Source organism: Novosphingobium sp. BL-S-21, from assembly GCF_055521655.1.
In genome coordinates this window covers 460,816-480,556 of the sequence record NZ_CM145496.1, presented here as the reverse complement: position 1 = coordinate 480,556, position 19,741 = coordinate 460,816, and the positions used below count along the sequence as shown (strand labels likewise).

General features: G+C 63.1%; 20 protein-coding genes. 2 read left to right on the top strand and 18 right to left on the bottom strand.

Going from position 1 to position 19,741, the window contains the following annotated elements; all coding sequences use genetic code 11:
• Window position 1: 1 nt before the first annotated feature.
• Genes ACZ1J6_RS10665 through ACZ1J6_RS10585 form a run of 17 tightly spaced genes read right to left on the bottom strand, consistent with a single transcriptional unit; the run spans window position 2 to window position 15,755 of the window.
• Entirely contained in the window at window positions 2-718 is a 717-nt protein-coding gene (locus tag ACZ1J6_RS10665) for a biotin--[acetyl-CoA-carboxylase] ligase (protein ID WP_431566606.1), read from the bottom strand.
• Window positions 715-2,178 carry an NADH-quinone oxidoreductase subunit NuoN gene (nuoN, locus tag ACZ1J6_RS10660; protein ID WP_134092833.1) on the bottom strand — a complete coding sequence of 488 codons (1,464 nt, stop codon included), beginning with the start codon at window positions 2,176-2,178 and terminating at the stop codon, window positions 715-717. The genes ACZ1J6_RS10665 and nuoN overlap by 4 nt, the downstream gene beginning before the upstream one ends.
• Window positions 2,178-3,710 carry an NADH-quinone oxidoreductase subunit M gene (locus ACZ1J6_RS10655; RefSeq protein ID WP_132262580.1) on the bottom strand — a complete coding sequence of 511 codons (1,533 nt, stop codon included), beginning with the start codon at window positions 3,708-3,710 and terminating at the stop codon, window positions 2,178-2,180. The genes nuoN and ACZ1J6_RS10655 overlap by 1 nt, the downstream gene beginning before the upstream one ends.
• Window positions 3,711-3,714: 4 nt before the next feature.
• A complete protein-coding gene (gene nuoL, locus ACZ1J6_RS10650; protein WP_431566605.1) occupies window positions 3,715-5,847 on the bottom strand; it encodes an NADH-quinone oxidoreductase subunit L in 2,133 nt (710 codons plus the stop codon).
• 4 nt (window positions 5,848-5,851) lie between these two features.
• Window positions 5,852-6,157: an NADH-quinone oxidoreductase subunit NuoK gene (nuoK, locus tag ACZ1J6_RS10645; RefSeq protein ID WP_132262577.1), complete on the bottom strand. Its 306-nt coding sequence runs from the start codon at window positions 6,155-6,157 to the stop codon at window positions 5,852-5,854.
• A complete protein-coding gene (locus ACZ1J6_RS10640; RefSeq protein WP_132262575.1) occupies window positions 6,154-6,771 on the bottom strand; it encodes an NADH-quinone oxidoreductase subunit J in 618 nt (205 codons plus the stop codon). Before ACZ1J6_RS10640 ends, nuoK begins: the two co-directional genes overlap by 4 nt.
• Before the next feature lie 12 nt (window positions 6,772-6,783).
• Complete coding sequence (gene nuoI, locus ACZ1J6_RS10635) at window positions 6,784-7,269, bottom strand: NADH-quinone oxidoreductase subunit NuoI (RefSeq protein WP_132262574.1); 486 nt, start codon at window positions 7,267-7,269, stop codon at window positions 6,784-6,786.
• Window positions 7,266-8,312: an NADH-quinone oxidoreductase subunit NuoH gene (gene nuoH, locus ACZ1J6_RS10630; protein WP_132262572.1), complete on the bottom strand. Its 1,047-nt coding sequence runs from the start codon at window positions 8,310-8,312 to the stop codon at window positions 7,266-7,268. The genes nuoI and nuoH overlap by 4 nt, the downstream gene beginning before the upstream one ends.
• Window positions 8,309-10,327 carry an NADH-quinone oxidoreductase subunit NuoG gene (gene nuoG, locus ACZ1J6_RS10625; RefSeq protein ID WP_134092829.1) on the bottom strand — a complete coding sequence of 673 codons (2,019 nt, stop codon included), beginning with the start codon at window positions 10,325-10,327 and terminating at the stop codon, window positions 8,309-8,311. The genes nuoH and nuoG overlap by 4 nt, the downstream gene beginning before the upstream one ends.
• Window positions 10,327-11,628: an NADH-quinone oxidoreductase subunit NuoF gene (nuoF, locus tag ACZ1J6_RS10620; protein ID WP_134092828.1), complete on the bottom strand. Its 1,302-nt coding sequence runs from the start codon at window positions 11,626-11,628 to the stop codon at window positions 10,327-10,329. Before nuoF ends, nuoG begins: the two co-directional genes overlap by 1 nt.
• Window positions 11,628-12,296: a complex I 24 kDa subunit family protein gene (locus ACZ1J6_RS10615; protein ID WP_431566604.1), complete on the bottom strand. Its 669-nt coding sequence runs from the start codon at window positions 12,294-12,296 to the stop codon at window positions 11,628-11,630. The genes nuoF and ACZ1J6_RS10615 overlap by 1 nt, the downstream gene beginning before the upstream one ends.
• Window positions 12,289-12,489, bottom strand: a complete 201-nt coding sequence (locus ACZ1J6_RS10610; protein ID WP_132262565.1) for a hypothetical protein — start codon at window positions 12,487-12,489, stop codon at window positions 12,289-12,291. Before ACZ1J6_RS10610 ends, ACZ1J6_RS10615 begins: the two co-directional genes overlap by 8 nt.
• A 13-nt stretch (window positions 12,490-12,502) precedes the next feature.
• Window positions 12,503-12,853 (bottom strand): nuclear transport factor 2 family protein, encoded by a 351-nt coding sequence (locus tag ACZ1J6_RS10605; RefSeq protein ID WP_431566603.1) that lies wholly within the window; start codon window positions 12,851-12,853, stop codon window positions 12,503-12,505.
• The gene (locus tag ACZ1J6_RS10600) at window positions 12,850-14,061 is read right to left on the bottom strand and encodes an NADH-quinone oxidoreductase subunit D (protein ID WP_132262562.1); all 1,212 of its coding nucleotides are present in this window, start codon (window positions 14,059-14,061) and stop codon (window positions 12,850-12,852) included. The genes ACZ1J6_RS10605 and ACZ1J6_RS10600 overlap by 4 nt, the downstream gene beginning before the upstream one ends.
• Window positions 14,058-14,807, bottom strand: coding sequence for an NADH-quinone oxidoreductase subunit C (locus tag ACZ1J6_RS10595; protein WP_431566602.1), 750 nt, complete (start codon window positions 14,805-14,807; stop codon window positions 14,058-14,060). Before ACZ1J6_RS10595 ends, ACZ1J6_RS10600 begins: the two co-directional genes overlap by 4 nt.
• Window positions 14,808-14,814: 7 nt before the next feature.
• On the bottom strand, window positions 14,815-15,384 hold the full coding sequence (locus tag ACZ1J6_RS10590) for a NuoB/complex I 20 kDa subunit family protein (RefSeq protein WP_132262559.1): 570 nt from the start codon (window positions 15,382-15,384) through the stop codon (window positions 14,815-14,817).
• Entirely contained in the window at window positions 15,381-15,755 is a 375-nt protein-coding gene (locus tag ACZ1J6_RS10585; RefSeq protein ID WP_132262557.1) for an NADH-quinone oxidoreductase subunit A, read from the bottom strand. The genes ACZ1J6_RS10590 and ACZ1J6_RS10585 overlap by 4 nt, the downstream gene beginning before the upstream one ends.
• Window positions 15,756-16,191: 436 nt before the next feature.
• Between ACZ1J6_RS10585 and ACZ1J6_RS10580 the strand changes: the two genes are divergently transcribed.
• Window positions 16,192-17,385, top strand: a complete 1,194-nt coding sequence (locus ACZ1J6_RS10580; RefSeq protein WP_134092823.1) for an acetyl-CoA C-acyltransferase — start codon at window positions 16,192-16,194, stop codon at window positions 17,383-17,385.
• Window positions 17,386-17,464: 79 nt separating this feature from the next.
• Here the strand turns inward: ACZ1J6_RS10580 and ACZ1J6_RS10575 are convergent, their stop codons facing one another.
• Window positions 17,465-17,968: an SH3 domain-containing protein gene (locus tag ACZ1J6_RS10575; RefSeq protein WP_465128084.1), complete on the bottom strand. Its 504-nt coding sequence runs from the start codon at window positions 17,966-17,968 to the stop codon at window positions 17,465-17,467.
• 430 nt (window positions 17,969-18,398) lie between these two features.
• On the opposite strand from ACZ1J6_RS10575, the gene ACZ1J6_RS10570 reads away from it, so the two are divergent.
• Window positions 18,399-19,700 (top strand): ammonium transporter, encoded by a 1,302-nt coding sequence (locus tag ACZ1J6_RS10570; RefSeq protein ID WP_431566600.1) that lies wholly within the window; start codon window positions 18,399-18,401, stop codon window positions 19,698-19,700.
• The last annotated feature ends 41 nt before the right edge of the window (window positions 19,701-19,741 follow it).

Genomic DNA, 19,741 nt, shown 5'->3' with positions numbered 1-19,741 from the left:
TTCAGGCGAGCGAAACGTCACCGGCGTGAACGACACGTAGGGACCCGTCGGCCAGACGCAAGCGCAATGCTCCGTCCGGGTCAAGCCCAGCAAAGGCACCTGGCAGCAGCCCTTCCTCGTCCAGCGTCACCAAGAGCGGCGTTCCCGGAGGATGAGCATGACGCGTCCAGTCGGCCAGCGTCGAGGCCAGTCCTTCCATGCGCCACTGCGCAAGACGCGCCGCGAAGCGGTCTGCCAGATCGCCGAGAACGGTATGTGCGTCGCTGCGATTTTCAGGGTTTGCCTTGCGGACCGACGTTGTCGCGCGGTCAGCAAGTTCCGGCGCCGTGACGACGTTGACGCCGATCCCGACGATCACATGATCGCCCCTGCGCTCCAGCAGGATGCCGCAGATCTTGGCGCCGCCGACCAGCACGTCGTTCGGCCACTTGAGCTGGCAATCCGCGCCAGCCCCAAGCTGCGAAAGCATGAGGTCGTGCACGGAAAGCGCGGCGACGAAAGCCAGGGTGTGAACCCAGGGGTCATCGGCTCTCAGCGCGACGACGGTGCTGGCGTAGAGATTGCCTTCGGGCGAGGACCATTCCCGGCCGCGGCGGCCGCGTCCGGCGCTCTGTCGCACCGCACGCAGCCAGTAACCTTCCGCCAGCCCCTCGCCGGCGCCCAGGCGCCGAACGAGGTCCGCGTTGGTCGATGCGGTCTCTTCTACGACCTCTATCAAAGGCCGGAGAACAGGGCCGCTGCGGCCGTGTCAGCCAGCCCGCCCAGCCACTTGCTGGCCAGATAGCCCAGCGGCGAGATGAAGATGCAGGCCAGCACGAGGATCAGCTTGTGCCAGACATCGCTCTCGCCCTTCACCACATCGGCCGGTTCGTCGAAATAGACGACCTTGACGACCTTCAGATAGTAGAAGGCGCCAATGACGGAAGCCGCAAAGCCGATGGCCGCAAGAGCGATCATGCCACCGTCGACAGCGGCCTTGAAGACCAGGAACTTGCCCCAGAAGCCGAACATCGGCGGAATACCGGCAAGGCTGAACATGACCATCGCCAGCGCCAGGGCCAGGCCCGGACGGGTGCGCGACAGACCGGCCATCTTGCCGAGATCCTCAACGGGGTTGCCGTCGGCATCCTTGAGCATCAGGATCACAACGAAGCCGCCGACCGACATCGCGACGTAGATCGCGAGGTAGAACAGCATGGCCGAAACGCCCTGCTGGGTTGCCACGGCAAGGCCAACCAGCATGAAGCCGACGTTGTTGATCGAGGAATAGGCCATCAGTCGCTTGATGTTCGACTGGCCGATGGCGCCAAGAGCACCGACGACGATCGAGGCAAGCGCCGCGAAGACCACGATCTGCTGCCAGGCGGCTGCCTGGTCGCCGAAGGCTTCGATGGCAACGCGCATGGTCAGGCCCATTGCGGCGACCTTCGGGGCCGTGGCGAAGAGCGTGGTCACCGGAGTCGGTGCGCCTTCATAGACGTCGGGCGTCCACATGTGGAACGGCACGGCGCTGATCTTGAAGGCAAGACCTGCAAAGACGAACACGATGCCGAACAGCGCGCCGTTCGAGAGGCCCTGCGCCATCGAGGCGCTGATACCGGCGAACGAGGTGGTTCCGGCGAAACCGTAGGTCAGGCTCATGCCGAAGAGCATGATGCCCGAAGCCAGCGCGCCCAGCACGAAGTACTTGAGGCCCGCTTCAGCCGAACGGCCGTCGGTGCGCAGGAAGGCCGCCAGCACATAGGCCGCGAGCGAGTTCATCTCGAGGCCGATGTAGAGCGTCAGCAGGTCGGTGGCCGAAACCATCATGCCCATGCCCAGCGAGGCGAGCAGGACCAGCACCGGATACTCCGCGCGCATCGCCTTGAAGCGGTCGAAGTAGGCCGGGGCTACTACCAATGACACGGCGGCCGAGAGGTAGATCAGGATCTTGGCGTAAGATGCGAAAGCGTCGGCACGGAATTGGCCGAAGAAGGCCGAAGTGTCAGCGCCCATGTGACCGCCGCAAAGCGCGGGGGCAACGAGGACACCGGCGGCGACGAGCGCCGCCACGGCGAGAACGGAGATCAGCTTTGCGGCCTTGTCACCGCCCCAGGCGGCCATCAGGAGCAAGACGAGGCTTGCGATGCTCAGCGTTTCTTCCGGCGCGATCAGGCGCAGCGACTGTGACCAGTCCATCAGTGTGCCCCCTCATGCGCGGCTTCTTCGTGCGCAGGCTTTTCCTTGCCCATGGCCAACTTGGCGTCTCCTTCCGGCTTTGCGCGAGCGAGCCGGGCGTCGAGCGCGGCAATGTCTGCGCGCATCGGAGCGATGAAGCTCTCGGGGTAGACGCCCATCCACAGCACCGCGAGACCGAGCGGGATCACCATCAGGTATTCACGCAAGTCGAGGTCGGCCATGGCGGCGGCATCGGCATTCTTCTGGTCGCCAAAGACGACACGGCGATAGAGGTAGAGCATGTAGGCAGCGCCCAGGATGATACCGGTGGTGCAGATCAGCGCCGTCCAGCTCGAAACCTGGTAGATACCGCCGAGGCTCAGGAATTCGCCGACGAAACCGCTGGTGCCCGGAAGGCCGATCGAGGCCATCGTGAAGAGCAGGAAGAACAGCGCGTAACGCGGCATGTTGATGGCAAGGCCGCCGTAACGGGCGATCTCACGGGTGTGCAGACGGTCGTAGATGATGCCGACGCAGAGGAACAAGGCGCCCGAAACGAGGCCGTGGCTGAGCATGACCAGCATCGAGCCTTCGAGACCCTGCGGATTGAAGGCGAAGAGACCGATGGTCACGATCGCCATATGCGCGACCGACGAATAGGCGATCAGCTTCTTCATGTCGTCCTGCACCAGCGCGATGAGCGAGGTGATGACGACGGCGGCCATCGACAGGCCCCAGACCAGCGGCGCGAAGTAGGCCGAGGCTTCAGGGAACATCGGCAGCGAGAAGCGGATGAAGCCGTAGCCACCCATCTTCAGCAACACGCCCGCCAGGATCACCGAGCCTGCGGTCGGCGCCTGAACGTGCGCCGCCGGAAGCCAGGTGTGGACCGGCCACATCGGCATCTTCACCGCGAAGCTGGCGAAGAAGGCGAGCCAGAGCCAGGTCTGGGCTTGCGGATCGAAGTCGTAAGTCATCAACGTCGGGACGAACGTCGTGCCGGCGGTGTGGACCATCCACAACATCGCCACGAGCATCAGCACCGAGCCGAGCAGCGTATAGAGGAAGAACTTGTACGAGGCGTAGATGCGATCCGCGCCGCCCCAGATGCCGATGATCAGGTACATCGGGATGAGGCCGGCTTCGAAGAACATGTAGAACAGGAAGATATCCTGGGCCGTGAACACGCCGATCATCAGCGTTTCGACGAGCAGGAAGGCCGCCATGTATTCGCCCACGCGCTTCTCGATCGAATTCCAGCTCGCGCCGATGCAGATCGGCATGAGGAAGACGGAAAGCTCGATCAGGAGCAACGCGATACCATCGATGCCAAGGGCGTAGGAGAAGCCGGAGAACAGCTCGTGCCGTTCCTGGAACTGCCACTGCGCGCCGCCGACGTCGAAGTTCATCCAGAGGACGACGCCAAGGGCAAGGTTCGCAAGGGTGGCGAGAAGCGCCACCATGCGTGCCGATTTGGCATCAAGGTAAAGACACGCCAGTGCCGCCGCGAGCGGCACCAGCAACATCAGACTGAGGATCGGAAAACCACTCATCATCTTATCCCGCGATCACCCAGCTGATGGCGCCGACAAGGCCCAGCAGCATGACAAGTGCGTAGCTGTACAGATAGCCCGACTGGACCTTCTGCGCGTAAGTCGAACCCCTGGCGACGACCCAGGCCGCACCGTCGGGACCGAACTTGTCGATCACGCCGATATCCAGGACCTTCCAGAACACCTTGCCGAGCCAGAAAGCCGGACGGACGAAGATGGCGTTGTAAAGCTCGTCGAACATCCACTTGCGGTACACGAAGGTGTAGACCGGCCCGAGCTGTTCGGCGACTGCCTTGGGGAACGAGAGGTTCTTGATGTAGCCGTACCATGCCGTCAGCAGGCCCAGCGCCATCACCGTGAACGGTGCCCACTTCACCCAGGTCGGCACGCCGTGCATGGCGTGGATCAGGTGCTCGTGGAAGACCAGGGCGCCCTTCCAGAATTCGCCGGTCCCCTCGGAGACGAAGGCGTGCTGGAAGACGAAGCCCGCAGCCACGGCGCCGATCGCAAGGACGATCAGCGGCACAAGCATTACCAGCGGGCTCTCGTGCGGATGGTAGCCACCCGTACCGTCGCCATGCGTGTCATAGTTCGGTCCGCTCACGCCCAGCGCAGGTGCGGCATGGGCATGGGCATCATGGTGATCCGTGCTCTCGCCCGCATCTTCTTCAGCGGCAGAACCGTGACCGTGTGCGTCATGCGCATGATCGTCGTGACCATGGCCGTGGGCATCGTGAACGGCGTGCTGGATGTGCTCCGACTGGATCCAGCGCGGCTTGCCGAAGAAGGTCAGGAAGACCAGGCGCCACGAATAGAAGCTCGTCATGAGCGCGGCTGCGATACCCATCCAGAAGGCGAAACCGCCCACTGCCGTGCCCGAACCGAAGGCCGCCTCGAGGATTGCATCCTTCGAATAGAAGCCTGCGAAGCCCACGAAGCCCGCGATACCGACGCCGGTGATGGCCAGCGTACCCGCGGTCATCGTCCAGAAGGTGATCGGGATGTGCTTACGCAGCGCGCCGTAGAAACGCATGTCCTGTTCGTGGTGCATCGAGTGGATGACCGACCCTGCCCCCAGGAACAGCAGCGCCTTGAAGAACGCGTGCGTGAACAGGTGGAACATGGCCGCGCCATAAGCGCCGACACCGGTTGCGAAGAACATGTAGCCGAGCTGCGAGCAGGTCGAATAGGCGATGACGCGCTTGATGTCCCACTGCGTGCAGCCGACGGTGGCCGCGAAGAAGCAGGTGCAGGCACCGATGAATGCGATGAAGTGCATCGCCGTCTCGCTGGTTTCGAACAGCGGCGACAGGCGGCAGACCATGAAGACACCGGCGGTGACCATCGTGGCCGCGTGGATCAGCGCCGACACGGGGGTCGGGCCTTCCATCGCGTCCGGAAGCCAGGTGTGCAGGCCGAGCTGCGCCGACTTTCCCATCGCACCGATGAACAGCAGGATGCAGATCACCGTCATCGTGTCGAAGCGGTAGCCGAGGAAGCCGATCGTCGATGCGGCCATGCTGGGCGCGGCGTTCAGGATCTCGGGGATCGAAACGGTGCCGAACACCAGGTAGCAGCCGAAGATGCCGAGCATGAAGCCAAGGTCGCCGACGCGGTTGACCACGAAGGCCTTGATCGCGGCGGCGCCGGCCGAAGGCTTGCGGAACCAGAAGCCGATCAGGAGGTACGAGGCCAGGCCGACGCCTTCCCAACCGAAGAACATCTGCACCAGGTTGTTCGCGGTCACCAGCATGAGCATGGCGAACGTGAACAGCGACAGATAGGCGAAGAAGCGCGGCTGATCCGGCTCCTCGCTCATGTAGCCCCAGGAATAGAGGTGCACGAGCGCAGATACCGAAGTGACGACCACGAGCATGACTGCAGTGAGCGAGTCCACGCGCAGCGACCAGTCCCAGCTCATGGCGCCCGACTGGACCCACTTGAGCACCGGAATGACGCTGGCTTCGGCGCTACCGGTGAGAAAGCCGATGAAAATCGGCCAGCTGAGCGCGCAGGCAATGAACAGCGCGCCGGTCGTCAGGACCTTTGCGGGAACATTGCCCAGCTGTTTGTTGCCCAGCCCGGCGATGATCGCTGCCAGTAACGGCAGGAAGACGATGAATAGGATCGGGTGCAAGGCCTTATCCCTTCATCCGGTTGACGTCGTCGACAGCGATGCTGCCGCGGCCGCGGAAATAGATCACGAGGATTGCGAGCCCCACTGCGGCCTCGCCGGCAGCGACCGTCAGCACGAACATCGCGAAGATCTGACCCGTGAGGTCGTGCAGGGCTGCGCTGAACGCGACGAGGTTGATGTTGACCGCAAGCAGGATCAGTTCGATCGCCATGAGCAGAACGATGACGTTCTTGCGGTTGAGGAAAATGCCGAGGACGCCGAGCACGAAGAGGATCGAGCTCACGACCACGTAATGTTCGACGCCGATCACAGCGAAACCCCCTTGCCGACTTCGGGCTTGACGTTGACGGTCGCCTCATCGGGACGACGCGCGATCTGCTTGCTGACCTTCTGGCCGCGCGTATCGCCGCGCTGACGGTGAGTCAGGACGATGGCACCAACCATCGCGACGAGCAGGATCAGGCCGGCCGCCTCGAACAGGAACAAGTAGCGGCTGTAGAGCAGTCCGCCGATCGCCTCGATATTGGAAGCGCCTGCCGGCGTTACCGCCGTGCCGTCCGGCGTACCGAGGTTCAGCGCGCCGGCCTTGTAGGCGCCAAGGCCCAGCACCATCTCGGCCAGGAGCACGATGGCGACCAGCATGCCCAACGGGAAGTTCTTGACGAAGCCCGCGCGCAGCTCGGCGAAGTCGATGTCGAGCATCATGACGACGAAGAGGAACAGCACCGCGACCGCGCCGACGTAGACGATGATCAGCAGCATGGCGATGAACTCGGCGCCGGTGAGCATCATGAGCCCGGCGGCGTTGAAGAACGCCAGGATCAGGAACAGCACCGAATGCACCGGGTTACGGGACAGGATGGTCGCGGCCGCCGAAGCGATCGTGAGTACTGCGAAGAGGTAGAAGGCTAAAGTCTGGATCATGTCCGCGGCCCCCTATCGGTACGGTGCGTCGGCTTCAAGGTTCGCGGCGATAGCACGCTCCCACTTGTCCCCGTTCGCCAGTAGCTTGGCCTTGTCGTAGAGCAGTTCTTCGCGCGTTTCGGTCGCATATTCGAAGTTCGGCCCCTCGACGATGGCATCGACCGGGCAGGCTTCCTGGCAGAAACCGCAGTAGATGCACTTCGTCATGTCGATGTCATAGCGCGTGGTGCGGCGCGAACCGTCGACACGCGGTGCGGCCTCGATCGTGATCGCCTGCGCCGGGCAGATCGCTTCGCAAAGCTTGCAGGCGATGCAGCGTTCCTCGCCGTTGGGATAACGACGAAGGGCGTGCTCGCCGCGGAAGCGGGGCGAAAGCGGGTTCTTCTCGAAGGGGTAGTTGATCGTCGCCTTGGGCTTGAAGAAGTACTTCAAGGTCAGCCAATGCGCCTTCACGAACTCCCAGAGCGTGAAGCTCTTTATGAGTTGTCCGACGGTCATGCGAAGTGTCCGGTAGCCATGAGGTAGCCGCTGACGATTACGACGAACAGCAGCGATACGGGCAGGAAGACCTTCCAGCCCAGACGCATCAACTGGTCATAGCGGTACCGGGGAACGGTGGCCTTGATCCAGCTGAACACGAAGAAGAAGAAGAAGACCTTGAGCAGGAACCAAACGAAGCCCGGCACGAGGTACAGAACGGGAATGTCGAGCGGCGGCAGCCATCCGCCCCAGAACAGCGTCGCGTTGAGCGCGCACATCAGGAGCACGTTGGCATATTCGCCCAGCCAGTAGGCAGCGAAAGCCATCGACGAATATTCGGTCTGGTAGCCGGCAACGAGTTCCGATTCCGCTTCGGCAAGGTCGAAGGGGGCGCGCTGGGTTTCCGCAAGGCTCGAGATAAGGAACATCACCCACATCGGGAACAGCAGCGGGTTCGCGACGAAGCCGTTGATGATGCCGAAGACGTGGCCCTTCTGCGCCCAGACGATGTCGTTCATGTTGAACGTGCCCGCCCAGAGAACGACGCAGATCAGGATGAAGCCGATCGAGACTTCATAGGAAATCATCTGCGCCGAAGCGCGCATGGCCGAGAAGAACGGGTACTTCGAGTTCGAAGCCCAGCCCGCCATGATCGTACCGTAGACACCCAGCGAGCTGATCGCGAGGATGTAGAGCAGGCCGATGTTGATGTTGGCCAGGATCGCGCCCGAGTTGAACGGGATCACCGCCCAGGAGAGCAGCGCCAGCGTGAAAGTCACGATCGGCGCGATCAGGAACAGGCCCTTGTTCGCAGCCGAAGGAACGATGGTTTCCTGAAGGAAGACCTTCAAACCGTCCGCGAAGGACTGGAGCAGACCGAACGGGCCGACCACGTTGGGACCGCGGCGCAGCGCCATGGCAGCCCAGATCTTGCGGTCGACATAGATGATCATGGCGACGGCCAGCATCAGCGGCAGCGCGATGAGCAGGATGCCGCAGACGGTGGACACGAACCATGCCCACTCGAAGCTCATCCCGAGATTCTGGAAGAATGCGGTCATTCCGCGGCCTCCGCCAGGTCTTCACCGTGGAGCAGTTCGGCCGAGCAACGCTGCATGACCGCGCTCGCGCGGGCGATCGGGTTGGTCATGTAGAAGTCCTTGATCGGATAGGCGATCTGGCCGGCAGCGGAACCGCCACCGTTCGGCAGAACGCTCCCGTAGTCAGCAAGACCCTCGCTGCCAAGTGCAGGAACTTCCGCGATCATTGCGTTGCGCAGTTGATCGAAGCTGTCGAACCCGACCGAGACGCCGAAAGCGTCGGCAAGGGCGCGCAGGATGGTCCAGTCTTCCCGGGCGTCGCCCGGCGCGAACACGCCCTTGTCGGCCCACTGCACCCGGCCCTCGGTATTGACGTAAGTGCCTGCCTTCTCGGTGTAGGCCGAGGCCGGCAGGATCACGTCGGCCGCGTGGGCGCCCTTGTCGCCGTGGTGACCGATATAGACGATCATCGAACCGGCGAACTGGGTGAAGTCCACTTCATCGGCGCCGAGCGCGATCAGGACCTTGGGCTTGGCGGCGACGAGGTCGGCGATGCCGCCCTTCTGCGCGTAGCCGAGCATCAGGCCGCCCATGCGCGAGGCCGCCATGTGGAGGACGTTGAAGCCGTTCCACTTGGTGCCGTCTTCGAGATCACGAACGAGGTTGAACTGGCCTGCCAGCGCAAGACCGGCTTCCAGACCGCCGCGGCCGAGCGCCGCACCGCCGAGGATGACTGCCGGACGCTTGGCGTTCGACAGGGCATCGACGACGTTCTGCGGCAGATTGCCGAGAACCGAGAGGTCTTCGCCCAGGAACTGGCCACCGAACGTGGTTTCCCACTCGGGACCGACCAGGAACACCTTGGCGCCGCGCTTCACCGCCTTGCGCAGGCGAACGTTGAGCAGCGGGGCTTCCCAACGCACGTTGCTGCCGGCGATCAGGATCGCGTCCGCCGTCTCGATGCCCGAGAAGGTGGAGTTGAAATTGACGGCGGCCAGGCTGCCCGTCGCATAGTCCATCCCGGTCTGGCGACCTTCGATGAGCGTCGAACCGAGCGCGCCGACCAGCTTCTTGGCGGCGAACATCGTTTCGCAATCGACCATGTCGCCAGCGACGGCGGCGATCGAGTTGCCCGGGTTCAACGTGGCGATGGCGGCAAACGCCTCGTTCCAGCTGACCGCGACGAGCTTGCCGTCACGGCGCAGGAACGGCTTGTCGAGACGGCGCTTTGTAAGCCCGTCGACCATGTAGCGCGCCTTGTCGCTGATCCATTCCTCGTTGACGTCGTCGTTGTTACGAGGAAGCACACGCAGCACTTCGCGGCCGCGCGCATCGATACGGATGTTGGCGCCAGTGGCGTCAGACACGTCGATGCCCAGCGTCTTCTTGAGCTCCCAGGGACGAGCTTCGAAAGCGTAGGGACGCGAGGTGAGCGCACCGACCGGGCAGAGGTCGATCACATTGGCCGACATCTCGTGCTTTGCAGCATGTTCGAGATAAGTGGTGATCTGCATGTTCTCGCCGCGATAGAGCGCGCCGATCTCGTCCACGCCGGCGATCTCTTCCGAGAAACGCACGCAGCGGGTGCAGTGAATGCAGCGCGTCATCTGGGTCTTGATGAGCGGGCCCATGTACTTTTCGGTGACGGCGCGCTTGTTCTCGTCATAGCGCGAAGCCCCGCGACCGTAGGCCACCGACTGGTCCTGAAGGTCGCACTCGCCACCCTGATCGCAGATCGGGCAGTCGAGCGGGTGGTTGATGAGGAGGAACTCCATCACCCCTTCCCGCGCCTTCTTGACCATTTCGGAGTCCGTGCGGATCTCCTGGCCTTCGGTGGCCGGAAGCGCGCACGAAGCCTGGGGCTTGGGCGGTCCGGGCTTCACTTCGACCAGGCACATGCGGCAATTGCCGGCGATGCTCAGGCGTTCGTGATAGCAGAAGCGCGGGATTTCCTTGCCGGCAAGCTCGCAGGCCTGCAGCACGGTTGCGCCGTTGGGGACGTCGATCTCGACGCCATCGACTTTGACCTTGGGCATTACTCGGCAGCCTCGCGGACGTTATCGGCGATCCGGCGCTCAAGCTCCGGACGGAAGTGCTTGATCAGGCCCTGGATCGGCCATGCGGCCGCATCGCCCAGGGCGCAGATGGTGTGGCCTTCGACCTGCTTGGTCACCTGCTGCAGCATGTCGATCTCCTCGACTTCAGCATCACCGGTGCGCAGGCGCTCCATCACGCGCCACATCCAGCCCGTGCCTTCGCGGCAAGGGGTGCACTGGCCGCAGGACTCGTGCTTGTAGAAGTACGAGATGCGGCTGATGGCGCGGACGATGTCGGTGGACTTGTCCATGACGATGACGGCCGCGGTGCCGAGGCCCGAGCCGACCGCCTTCAGACCGTCGAAGTCCATCGGCGCGTCCCAGATGTCGGCAGCCGGAACCAGCGGAACCGACGAACCGCCGGGGATCACCGCCAGCAGGTTGTCCTTGCCGCCGCGAATGCCGCCGCAGTGACGTTCGATCAGCTCGCTGAACGGGATCGACATCTCTTCCTCGACCACGCAGGGACGGTTCACGTGCCCGCTGATCTGGAAGAGCTTGGTGCCCTTGTTGTTCTCACGGCCGAAGCTGGAGAACCACGCCGCACCGCGACGCAGGATGGTCGGGGCGACGGCGATGGATTCGACGTTGTTGACCGTGGTCGGGCAGCCATAGAGACCTGCACCTGCCGGGAACGGCGGCTTCAGGCGAGGCTGGCCCTTCTTGCCTTCGAGGCTCTCGATCATCGCGGTTTCTTCGCCGCAGATGTAGGCGCCGGCGCCGCGATGGACGAAGACGTCGAAATCGTAGCCCGAACCGCAGGCGTTTTTACCCAGCAGACCGGCCGCGTAAGCCTCTTCACGCGCCGCGAACAGGGTCTCTGCTTCGCGGATATATTCGCCGCGAATGTAGATGTAGGCCGCGCGCGCACCCATGGCGAAGCCCGCGACGAGCGCGCCTTCGAACAGCAGGTGCGGATCGTGCCGCATGATCTCGCGATCCTTGCACGAACCCGGTTCGGATTCGTCTGCGTTGATCACGAGGAAGCTGGGCTTCGGGTTGCCGGCCTGGTCGAGCGGCGGCTGCTTGGGCATGAAGGACCACTTCATGCCAGTCGGGAAGCCAGCACCGCCGCGACCGCGCAGGCCCGAAGCCTTCATCTCGTCGATGATAGCATCACGGCCGCGTTCGATCAGCGCCTTGGTGTTGTCCCAGGCGCCGCGCGCCTGCGCTTCCTTCAGGTTCCACGGCTGATAGCCATAGAGGTTGGTGAAGATGCGGTCCTTGTCGGCGAGAGCCATTACCACTCACTCCGATAGTCATGATTGGACGTAGTCATCGCGGCCAGATTGGTCGGCTCGCCCACCGGTTCCACCGTGTGACGGGCGGGATCCTGGGTGCCGGCCTTTGGCGTTTCACCACGCACCAGAGCATCGAGAACCGCGTTCAGGCGGTCCGACGTCAGGTCTTCGTAGTTGTCGTCGTTGATCTGGACCATCGGTGCCGAGGCGCAGTTGCCCATGCACTCGACCTCGGTGAACGACCACATGCCGTCCTCCGAAATGTGGCCCTTCTTCATCCCGCGCGACTTGCAGGTGGCCAGCAGATCGTCCGACCCGCGCAGCATGCAAGGCGTGGTGCCGCAGACCTGGACGTGGAAACGGCCGATCGGCGCGATGTTGTACATGGTGTAGAACGACGCGACCTCGACCACGCGGATGACCGGCATGTCGAGATAGGCGGCGATATATTCCATCACCGGGATCGGCAACCAGCCCTGCGTGTTCAGCTCGGCGCCGACCTGGCGCTGGGCGAGGTCGAGCAACGGCATCACCGCCGAGCGCTGGCGCCCTTCGGGATAGCGGGACACGACATCCTTCGCCTTTTCGGCGTTCTCGGCGGTCCAGGTGAAATTGCCCCAACGGGCCCGAAGTTCGGGCGAGTCGGGTTCGATATAGCGGTCAGCCATGCTTACCCCTGCGCTTCAGCCACTGGTCCTGGCCGAAAAGAAACAATTCGAAACCGCCGATCGCGGTCACCAGCATCGGCAGCAGCGCCGTAGGCTGGAGGTCGAGATAGACGGCGGCAAAGTACCACAGCGCCAGCGAAACGCCGGTCACCGCGGCCCAGATGCGGGTCAATTCGAGCGTGTTGAACTTCATCGAACGAGCTCCCTCACCGGATGAATTCTACGCGCGAGCACTTGTCGCCCTCGAAGCTGTAGACAGCGAGGACATCGAAAGGCTCGACGAGATCGGAACCGTCCGTGGCCGGCCCGCGCGTGACGTGCTCGCGAAGGACGACGTAGTTGTCGGTCTCTTCGCGCGAAACGATCTCGGCCCGGTTTTCCGGCCACTTGGCGAAAGCCGTCTTGAGACCCGAGCGCGTACCTTCCCTGCCCTCACGAACGACTGCGCCGCGATAGTTCGCTTCGCAGGCTTCGTCGGTCATGTAGGTCACGTAGAGATCGGCGTCCTGCGCATTGTAGGCGGCGATCATGGCCTCTGCGATGGCGAGACGGCTCAACGGTCGCACTCCCCGAACACGACGTCGATGGCGCCGAGAATGGCGGTCGCGTCAGGCAGCATGTGACCCTTCGACATGAAGTCCATCGCCTGGAGGTGCGAGAAGGCGGTGGGGCGGATCTTGCAGCGGTACGGCTTGTTGGAGCCGTCCGACACGAGATAGACGCCGAATTCACCCTTCGGGCTTTCCGTGGCGACATAGACTTCACCGGCAGGCACATGGAAGCCTTCGGTGTAGAGCTTGAAGTGATGGATCAGCGATTCCATCGACTGCTTCATCTCGCCGCGCTTGGGCGGAACGACCTTGCGGTCATCGGAAGCGATCGGGCCTTCCGGCATCTCTGCCAGGCACTGCTTCATGATGCGAGCCGACTGGCGCACTTCCTCGACGCGGACCATGAAGCGGTCGTAGCAGTCCGAGTTGGTGCCGACAGGGATCTCGAAGTCCATGCGGTCATAGACATCGTAAGGCTGCGCCTTGCGGATATCCCAGGGAATGCCCGCGCCGCGGATCATCGGGCCGGAGAAGCCCCAGGCCAGCGCGTCTTCCTTGCTCACCAGCGCGATGTCGACATTGCGTTGCTTGAAGATGCGGTTGTCGACCACGAGGCTCATCGCGTCCTCGAACAGCGTCGGCAGGCGCGTGTCGAGCCAGTCGGCGATGTCGGTCAGCAGCTTGAGCGGCACGTCCTGGTGGACGCCGCCGGGGCGGAACCAGGCCGAGTGCATGCGGGCGCCCGATGCGCGTTCGAAGAAGTTGAGGCAGTCCTCGCGAATTTCGAACAGCCACAGGTTCGGGGTCATCGCACCCACGTCCATGACGTGCGAGCCGATGTTGAGCATGTGGTTGCAGATGCGGGTCAGCTCGGCGAACAGCACGCGCAGATACTGCGCGCGGATCGGCACTTCGAGGTTGAGCATCTTCTCGATCGCCAGGACATAGGAATGTTCCATGGCCAGCGGCGAGCAATAGTCCAGGCGGTCGAAATACGGCAGCGCCTGGAGGTAGGTCTTGTGCTCGATCAGCTTCTCGGTGCCGCGGTGCAGCAGGCCGACGTGCGGATCGATGCGCTCGATGATCTCGCCATCGAGTTCCATGACCATGCGCAGAACGCCGTGGGCCGCAGGGTGCTGCGGACCGAAGTTGATCGTGTAGTTGGTGATGACTTCATCGCCGGTGGTCGGCGACTGCTCGAGCTGGATGCTCACTTGTCGTCTCCCTTTTCGGACTTGTCGCCGGACGGCTGAGCGGCCTTGTCGTTCGCCTTGTCACCGGCGCCGGTATCGGCCTTCTTCTCGGTCGTCTTCGGTTCGGCCACGGGCGGCGGAGCCGGCTGCTGGGCAACCTTCTCGTCGCCGGGAAGCACGTATTCCGCGCCTTCCCAGGGGCTCATGAAGTCGAACTGGCGCAAGTCCTGGGCCAGCTTGACGGGCTCATAGACGACGCGCTTGTCCTCTTCGGAATAGCGCAGTTCGACATAGCCGGTCAGCGGGAAGTCCTTGCGGAACGGGTGGCCTTCGAAACCGTAGTCGGTCAGGATGCGGCGCAGGTCCGGGTTGCCGGCGAAGATCACACCGTACATGTCGAACACTTCGCGCTCGAGCCAGCCCGCGTTGGGCCACAGCGTGGTCACGGTCGGCACTGGCGTGTTCTCGGCAGCCGAAACCTTCACCATGATGCGATGGTTCTTCGTCACCGAAAGCAGCATGTAGACGACTTCGAAACGCTCGGCCCGCGACGGATAGTCGACGCCGGCCATTTCCATCAGCTGCTGGTATTCGTGATGGTCACGCAGCAGGCGAAGAACGTTCTCGATCTGGTCGCGTGCAACGGTGAGCACGACTTCGCCGTGCTCTTCCTTGGCAGCAACGACCACGTCACCGAGCGCGGCCGAAAGAGCCTCGATCACGCCGTCGTTCGAGGCGAACTTGGGGGCGGAATGCAGAACGGTCATCGTGCCCTTACCTCTCGAGCGTGCCGGCGCGGCGGATCTTGCGCTGCAACTGCATCACGCCGTAGAGCAGCGCCTCCGCGGTCGGAGGGCAGCCCGGCACGTAGATGTCGACCGGAACGATGCGGTCGCAGCCGCGCACGACGCTGTAGCTATAGTGATAGTAGCCGCCGCCGTTGGCGCACGAGCCCATCGAGATGACGTACTTCGGGTCCGACATCTGGTCGTAGACCTTGCGGAGTGCCGGGGCCATCTTGTTGCACAGCGTGCCGGCCACGATCATCACGTCCGACTGGCGCGGGGAAGCGCGCGGCGCGGCGCCGAAGCGCTCCATGTCGTAGCGGGGCATGTTGACGTGGATCATCTCGACCGCGCAGCAGGCGAGGCCGAAGGTCATCCACCACAGCGAGCCGGTACGGGCCCACTGGAAGAGTTCCTCGGTCGAAGTGACGAGGAAGCCCTTGTCGGACACTTCCTGGTTGAGGTCCTTAAAAAAGGACTGATCGGGCGGCGTGATCGCGCCACCCTGGCTAGCGGCCGGAGCGAGAGGCTGACCGGCGGAATTGACGAGCGTGCTCATTCCCAGTCCAGAGCTCCCTTCTTCCATGCGTAGGCGAGGCCGATGGCCAGTTCGCCGAGGAACACCATCATCGTCAGCCATCCAGCCCAACCGGTCATCTTCAGCGAGACGGCCCAGGGGAACAGGAAAGCGGCTTCAAGGTCGAAGACGATGAAAAGGATCGCCACGAGATAGAAGCGGACGTCGAACTGGCTGCGCGGATCTTCGAAAGCGGGGAAGCCGCATTCGTACTCGCTGTTCTTGTCGGCGCTCGGGTTGTGGGTGCCGGTCAGACGGGCGACACCCATCGGCAGCAGCACGATCACCGACGAAAGCGCGAGTGCAATCGCGAGAAAGATCAGGATCGGCAGGTATTGTGACAGATCAGTCAATGGTTCTGGCCTCATACCGGATACGGCAGCCGGACTCATGCCAAAAGCAGTGCCCGGTCGTTGCGGGCGCTCTTAGGCCAGCCCCTCCCCCTCTGCAAGGTGTCCGAAGGGAATAAATGGCTGAACTCTGCGGTGTTGCAAGTCGTTCGCAACAAGCACTGGAGGCGACATGCTTCGTTACCGTGCCGCATCACGGCGAAACCCGCAGAAGCCGCGAGATTGGCCAATTTCAATGGCAAAGCCCCCCTTGGAGGCACCCATGCAAGTTTCTGCATCGGACTTGCGAAAATCGGCGCAATGGATGACCCCGAACCGCCACAGGGATGAAGCATGATCGTGCTTGTTCGGGCGGACTCGCCAATTGCAATTGGTGCAGTGCAACACTACGTCGTCTTCAAGGATACCTGATTTTCAACGCGTGAAAGGCATCATAATAATGGCCCAGATCTCGGCTTCGGACCCGATTGTCATTCTTTCCTACGCCCGCACCCCGATGGGTGGACTCCAGGGCGCTCTCGCCGAAGTTTCGGCGACCGATCTCGGCGCAACCGCCGTCAAGGCTGCGGTGGAACGCGCAGGCGTTGCGGGTGAGGACATCGAACGCATCTACATGGGCTGCGTGCTGCCGGCCGGTCTCGGCCAGGCCCCTGCCCGCCAGGCCGCATTGAAGGCCGGCCTGCCGAAGTCGGTCCAGGCCACCACCGTGAACAAGGTCTGCGGCTCGGGCATGCAGACGGTCATCATGGGCGCGGAAGCGCTTGCCTCCGGTTCGCTCGACCTGCTGATTGCCGGCGGCATGGAATCGATGACCAATGCGCCGTATCTCTCGAAGAAGCACCGTTCGGGTGCCCGCGCCGGCCACGACACGCTTTACGACCACATGTTCCTCGACGGCCTGGAAGATGCCTACGAAGGCGGATCGATGGGCTCGTTCGCCCAGGTGACGGCCGACGAATACCAGCTCACGCGTGAGAACCAGGACGATTACTCCATCGAATCGCTGCGCCGCGCGCAGGAGGCGATCAACAACGGATCGTTCAAGGACGAAGTCGTTCCGGTCACCGTGAAGACCCGCAAGGGCGACATCGTGATCGACAGCGACGAGCAGCCGCCCAAGGGCAATCCCGACAAGATCCGCACCTTGCGCGCTGCCTTCGCCAAGGACGGTACGATCACCGCCGCCAGCTCCAGCTCCATCTCGGACGGTGCGGCCGCGGTCGTCATGACCCGCGCCAGCGTTGCCGCGGAAAAGGGCCTGACGCCCGTCGCCACCGTCGTCGGCGTCGCTGCTCATGCGCAGGAGCCTGCGAAGTTCACCACGGCACCGGTGGGCGCCATCACCAAGCTGATGGAAAAGGTGGGCTGGCAGCTCTCGGACGTCGATCTGTTCGAAGTCAACGAGGCCTTCGCCTGCGTGGCCATGTTCGCGATGCACGACCTGGGCATCCCGCATGACAAGGTCAACATCCACGGCGGCGCCACCGCACTCGGCCACCCGATCGGCGCGTCGGGAACCCGCATCATCGTCACGCTCATCAACGCCCTCAAGGACAAGGGCCTGAAGAAGGGCGTTGCGTCGCTCTGCATCGGCGGCGGCGAGGCGACGGCCGTGGCGATCGAACTGGCCTGACCGTTCTTACAGCATAAAAGAAACCCCCGTCCTTGCGGCGGGGGTTTTCTTTTATTCCCAGCCGTTTACCGGCCTCAGTTCAGGGCGCGCCCGCGCCCCAGAGCATCTCCTGCTCCACGAAACCCTTGTGCCCCTGAACATCGAAGGGGCACCATCCCTCCTTGCAGTCACCCAGCACGCCGACCACGCCCGATTCCATGCGCCAGAGCATGGGCGAAGCGGAACTGGGCGCCGCATGCATTTCGACCAGAGCCTTGCGCCCAGGACCTTTCACCAGCGCAGAGCGCTGGCGGGAGAGCAGGAGATCGCGCATCCAGCCTTTGGCGCCGTCAGGGTCTTCCACGAGTCTCCACGGCCCTTCCCGTCGCAGCACTTTCACGGGCAAGTGGAGACGGCGATAGACCCAATCGATCTTGTAGGATTCACCCGGCCCCACGCGCAAATTCGCGAGATCGGTATCCACCGATGCCCAATAGGGCACTTTGTCGTCATCTGCCGCATGGGCAGCGCCGGCCAGGGTGCAGAGAGCGACTGCACAAGCGGCCAAAGCCGACTGTCGAACTTTTCGAGGAAACATGGTCATTTCATACCCTCTAGCCGCACAGGTCTTCAAGGTTTCTTACCCCAGCCCTGTGGACGGCCGGAAAGTGCGGAAGGCTTAAACTGTCGGATCGAAAACAGGTTGCCCGAGTTTGGATCACAAATGTGATCGGGCGCTTTCAGCGGCACATGACGATGGCTTTTTATTTCGTTATTTCAATGATTAGCCGAGCCAATCTCAGCGGATTTGCAAGATACCGCGGACATCCAATGCGCAATGAAACCAAGGCTTTCGGGACATTGCCCTGCCGGTGATACCTCCGATCTTTCGCGAACGATCGAGACCCATCCGAACAAGCCCGAGTCGGCTTTGCGGGAAATCCCTCAGGTACAACCCCTTGTGTGCAGCCAATTTGCTGCTTTAGACCGATTTCCGGCGCGCGACGATCCAGGCACGCCGATGGGGACAATCGATGACGAAGCGCGGGCTCTTGCCCTTTCTCGCTCTGCCGGCAGCCATGCCGGTGGCCGCCATGGCGCAGGATGGCCGTACCGACTTCGCCGACAGCGGCGATACGGCCTGGATGATCGCAGCAGCCTGTCTGGTGCTTTTCGCCGGGCTCGGCCTTGCCCTCCACAATTCCGGCAGCGTGCGGGCGCGCAATGGGCTTTCGGTGCTCATCCAGACCGCCGCGGTCTCGGCGGTGGTGACGCTGCTCTGGGGCCTGGTGGGATATACGCTTGCATTCGGCGACATTACCGGCGGATGGATCGGTGGCGGCAATGCCTGGATGCTGATCGAGCTTGGCAACTTGCGGGGCGGAACCCGAACTGCCGAAAGCGCCTTCGCCCTGTTCCAGATCGCCGTGGCCGCGCTGGGGCCGGCCCTCATGATCGGAGCTTGGGCCGAACGTGCCCGCTTCGGCTGGGTAGTCACTTTCAGCGCGCTCTGGACCCTGGTTGTCCAAGCCCCGATTGCCCACTGGATCTGGGGCGGTGGCTGGCTCTCGCGAAATCTGGGTGTGCTGGACTGGGCCGGCGGTCTCGTGACCTTTACCAGCGCGGGTGTCTCTGCACTCGTCGTCGCCCTCCTCATGGGGCGCAGGCTGGGTTTTCCGGGTCAGTCGGGCAGACCACAAAACCCGGCGCTCGCGCTCTCCGGCAGCGCGATCGTCTGGATCGGCGCTCTGGGTCTATGCGGAGGCTGGGCTGTTGCCGCCAATGACGATGCGGCGGCGGCGATGATCGCGGCCCACCTCGCCATCGCGGCCGCGGCCCTGACCTGGGCCGGCCTCGAGCGACTGTCCATCGGTCGGGTCACGGCCATTGGCCTGGGTAAAGGCGTCATAGCCGGCATGGCCGTCAGTGCACCCGCGGCAGGCTACATCTCACCTGGCGCCGCCATGCTTTTCGGCGTCCTCGGGGCGCTGACGGGGTTTCCGACGCGCCGCCTGATCCGCGAGGCCCTCAACGTCGACGACACTCTGGATGTTTTCGCAGTGTCCGGAGCCTGCGGTATTCTGGGCTCCCTGCTGCTCGGCTTGTTTCTTTCCCCGAGCCTCGGAGGCATCGGATATTTCGGCGACATGTCCATGAAAACGCAGCTTATTGCACAATTATATGCACTCGCCATCGTGATTTTCTGGTCGGGAATGGCGACAGCGATCGTTGCCCTCATGGCCTCCCTCCTCTTCCCGATGCGCGTGTCCGAAGACGCCGAACTGGCCGGCCTCGACCTTGCCAGCCACGGTCACGGCGGAGAGCCGTTGCCCTGATGAAGGACCATCCCCTTCACGCCATCGGGCGAACGCTTCGG

Excerpts from the sequence above, each read along its gene's own strand:
- ACZ1J6_RS10575 (WP_465128084.1), bottom strand. The coding sequence starts at position 17,968 with ATGACCATGTTTCCTCGAAAAGTTCGACAGTCGGCTTTGGCCGCTTGT.
- nuoI (WP_132262574.1), bottom strand. The coding sequence starts at position 7,269 with ATGACCGTCGGACAACTCATAAAGAGCTTCACGCTCTGGGAGTTCGTG.
- nuoH (WP_132262572.1), bottom strand. The coding sequence starts at position 8,312 with ATGACCGCATTCTTCCAGAATCTCGGGATGAGCTTCGAGTGGGCATGG.
- ACZ1J6_RS10655 (WP_132262580.1), bottom strand. The coding sequence starts at position 3,710 with ATGAGTGGTTTTCCGATCCTCAGTCTGATGTTGCTGGTGCCGCTCGCG.
- ACZ1J6_RS10595 (WP_431566602.1), bottom strand. The coding sequence starts at position 14,807 with ATGACCGTTCTGCATTCCGCCCCCAAGTTCGCCTCGAACGACGGCGTG.
- ACZ1J6_RS10580 (WP_134092823.1), top strand. The coding sequence starts at position 16,192 with ATGGCCCAGATCTCGGCTTCGGACCCGATTGTCATTCTTTCCTACGCC.
- ACZ1J6_RS10590 (WP_132262559.1), bottom strand. The coding sequence starts at position 15,384 with ATGAGCACGCTCGTCAATTCCGCCGGTCAGCCTCTCGCTCCGGCCGCT.
- ACZ1J6_RS10610 (WP_132262565.1), bottom strand. The coding sequence starts at position 12,489 with ATGAAGTTCAACACGCTCGAATTGACCCGCATCTGGGCCGCGGTGACC.
- ACZ1J6_RS10640 (WP_132262575.1), bottom strand. The coding sequence starts at position 6,771 with ATGATCCAGACTTTAGCCTTCTACCTCTTCGCAGTACTCACGATCGCT.
- nuoG (WP_134092829.1), bottom strand. The coding sequence starts at position 10,327 with ATGCCCAAGGTCAAAGTCGATGGCGTCGAGATCGACGTCCCCAACGGC.
- ACZ1J6_RS10570 (WP_431566600.1), top strand. The coding sequence starts at position 18,399 with ATGACGAAGCGCGGGCTCTTGCCCTTTCTCGCTCTGCCGGCAGCCATG.
- ACZ1J6_RS10615 (WP_431566604.1), bottom strand. The coding sequence starts at position 12,296 with ATGGCTGACCGCTATATCGAACCCGACTCGCCCGAACTTCGGGCCCGT.
- nuoN (WP_134092833.1), bottom strand. The coding sequence starts at position 2,178 with ATGGACTGGTCACAGTCGCTGCGCCTGATCGCGCCGGAAGAAACGCTG.
- nuoF (WP_134092828.1), bottom strand. The coding sequence starts at position 11,628 with ATGGCTCTCGCCGACAAGGACCGCATCTTCACCAACCTCTATGGCTAT.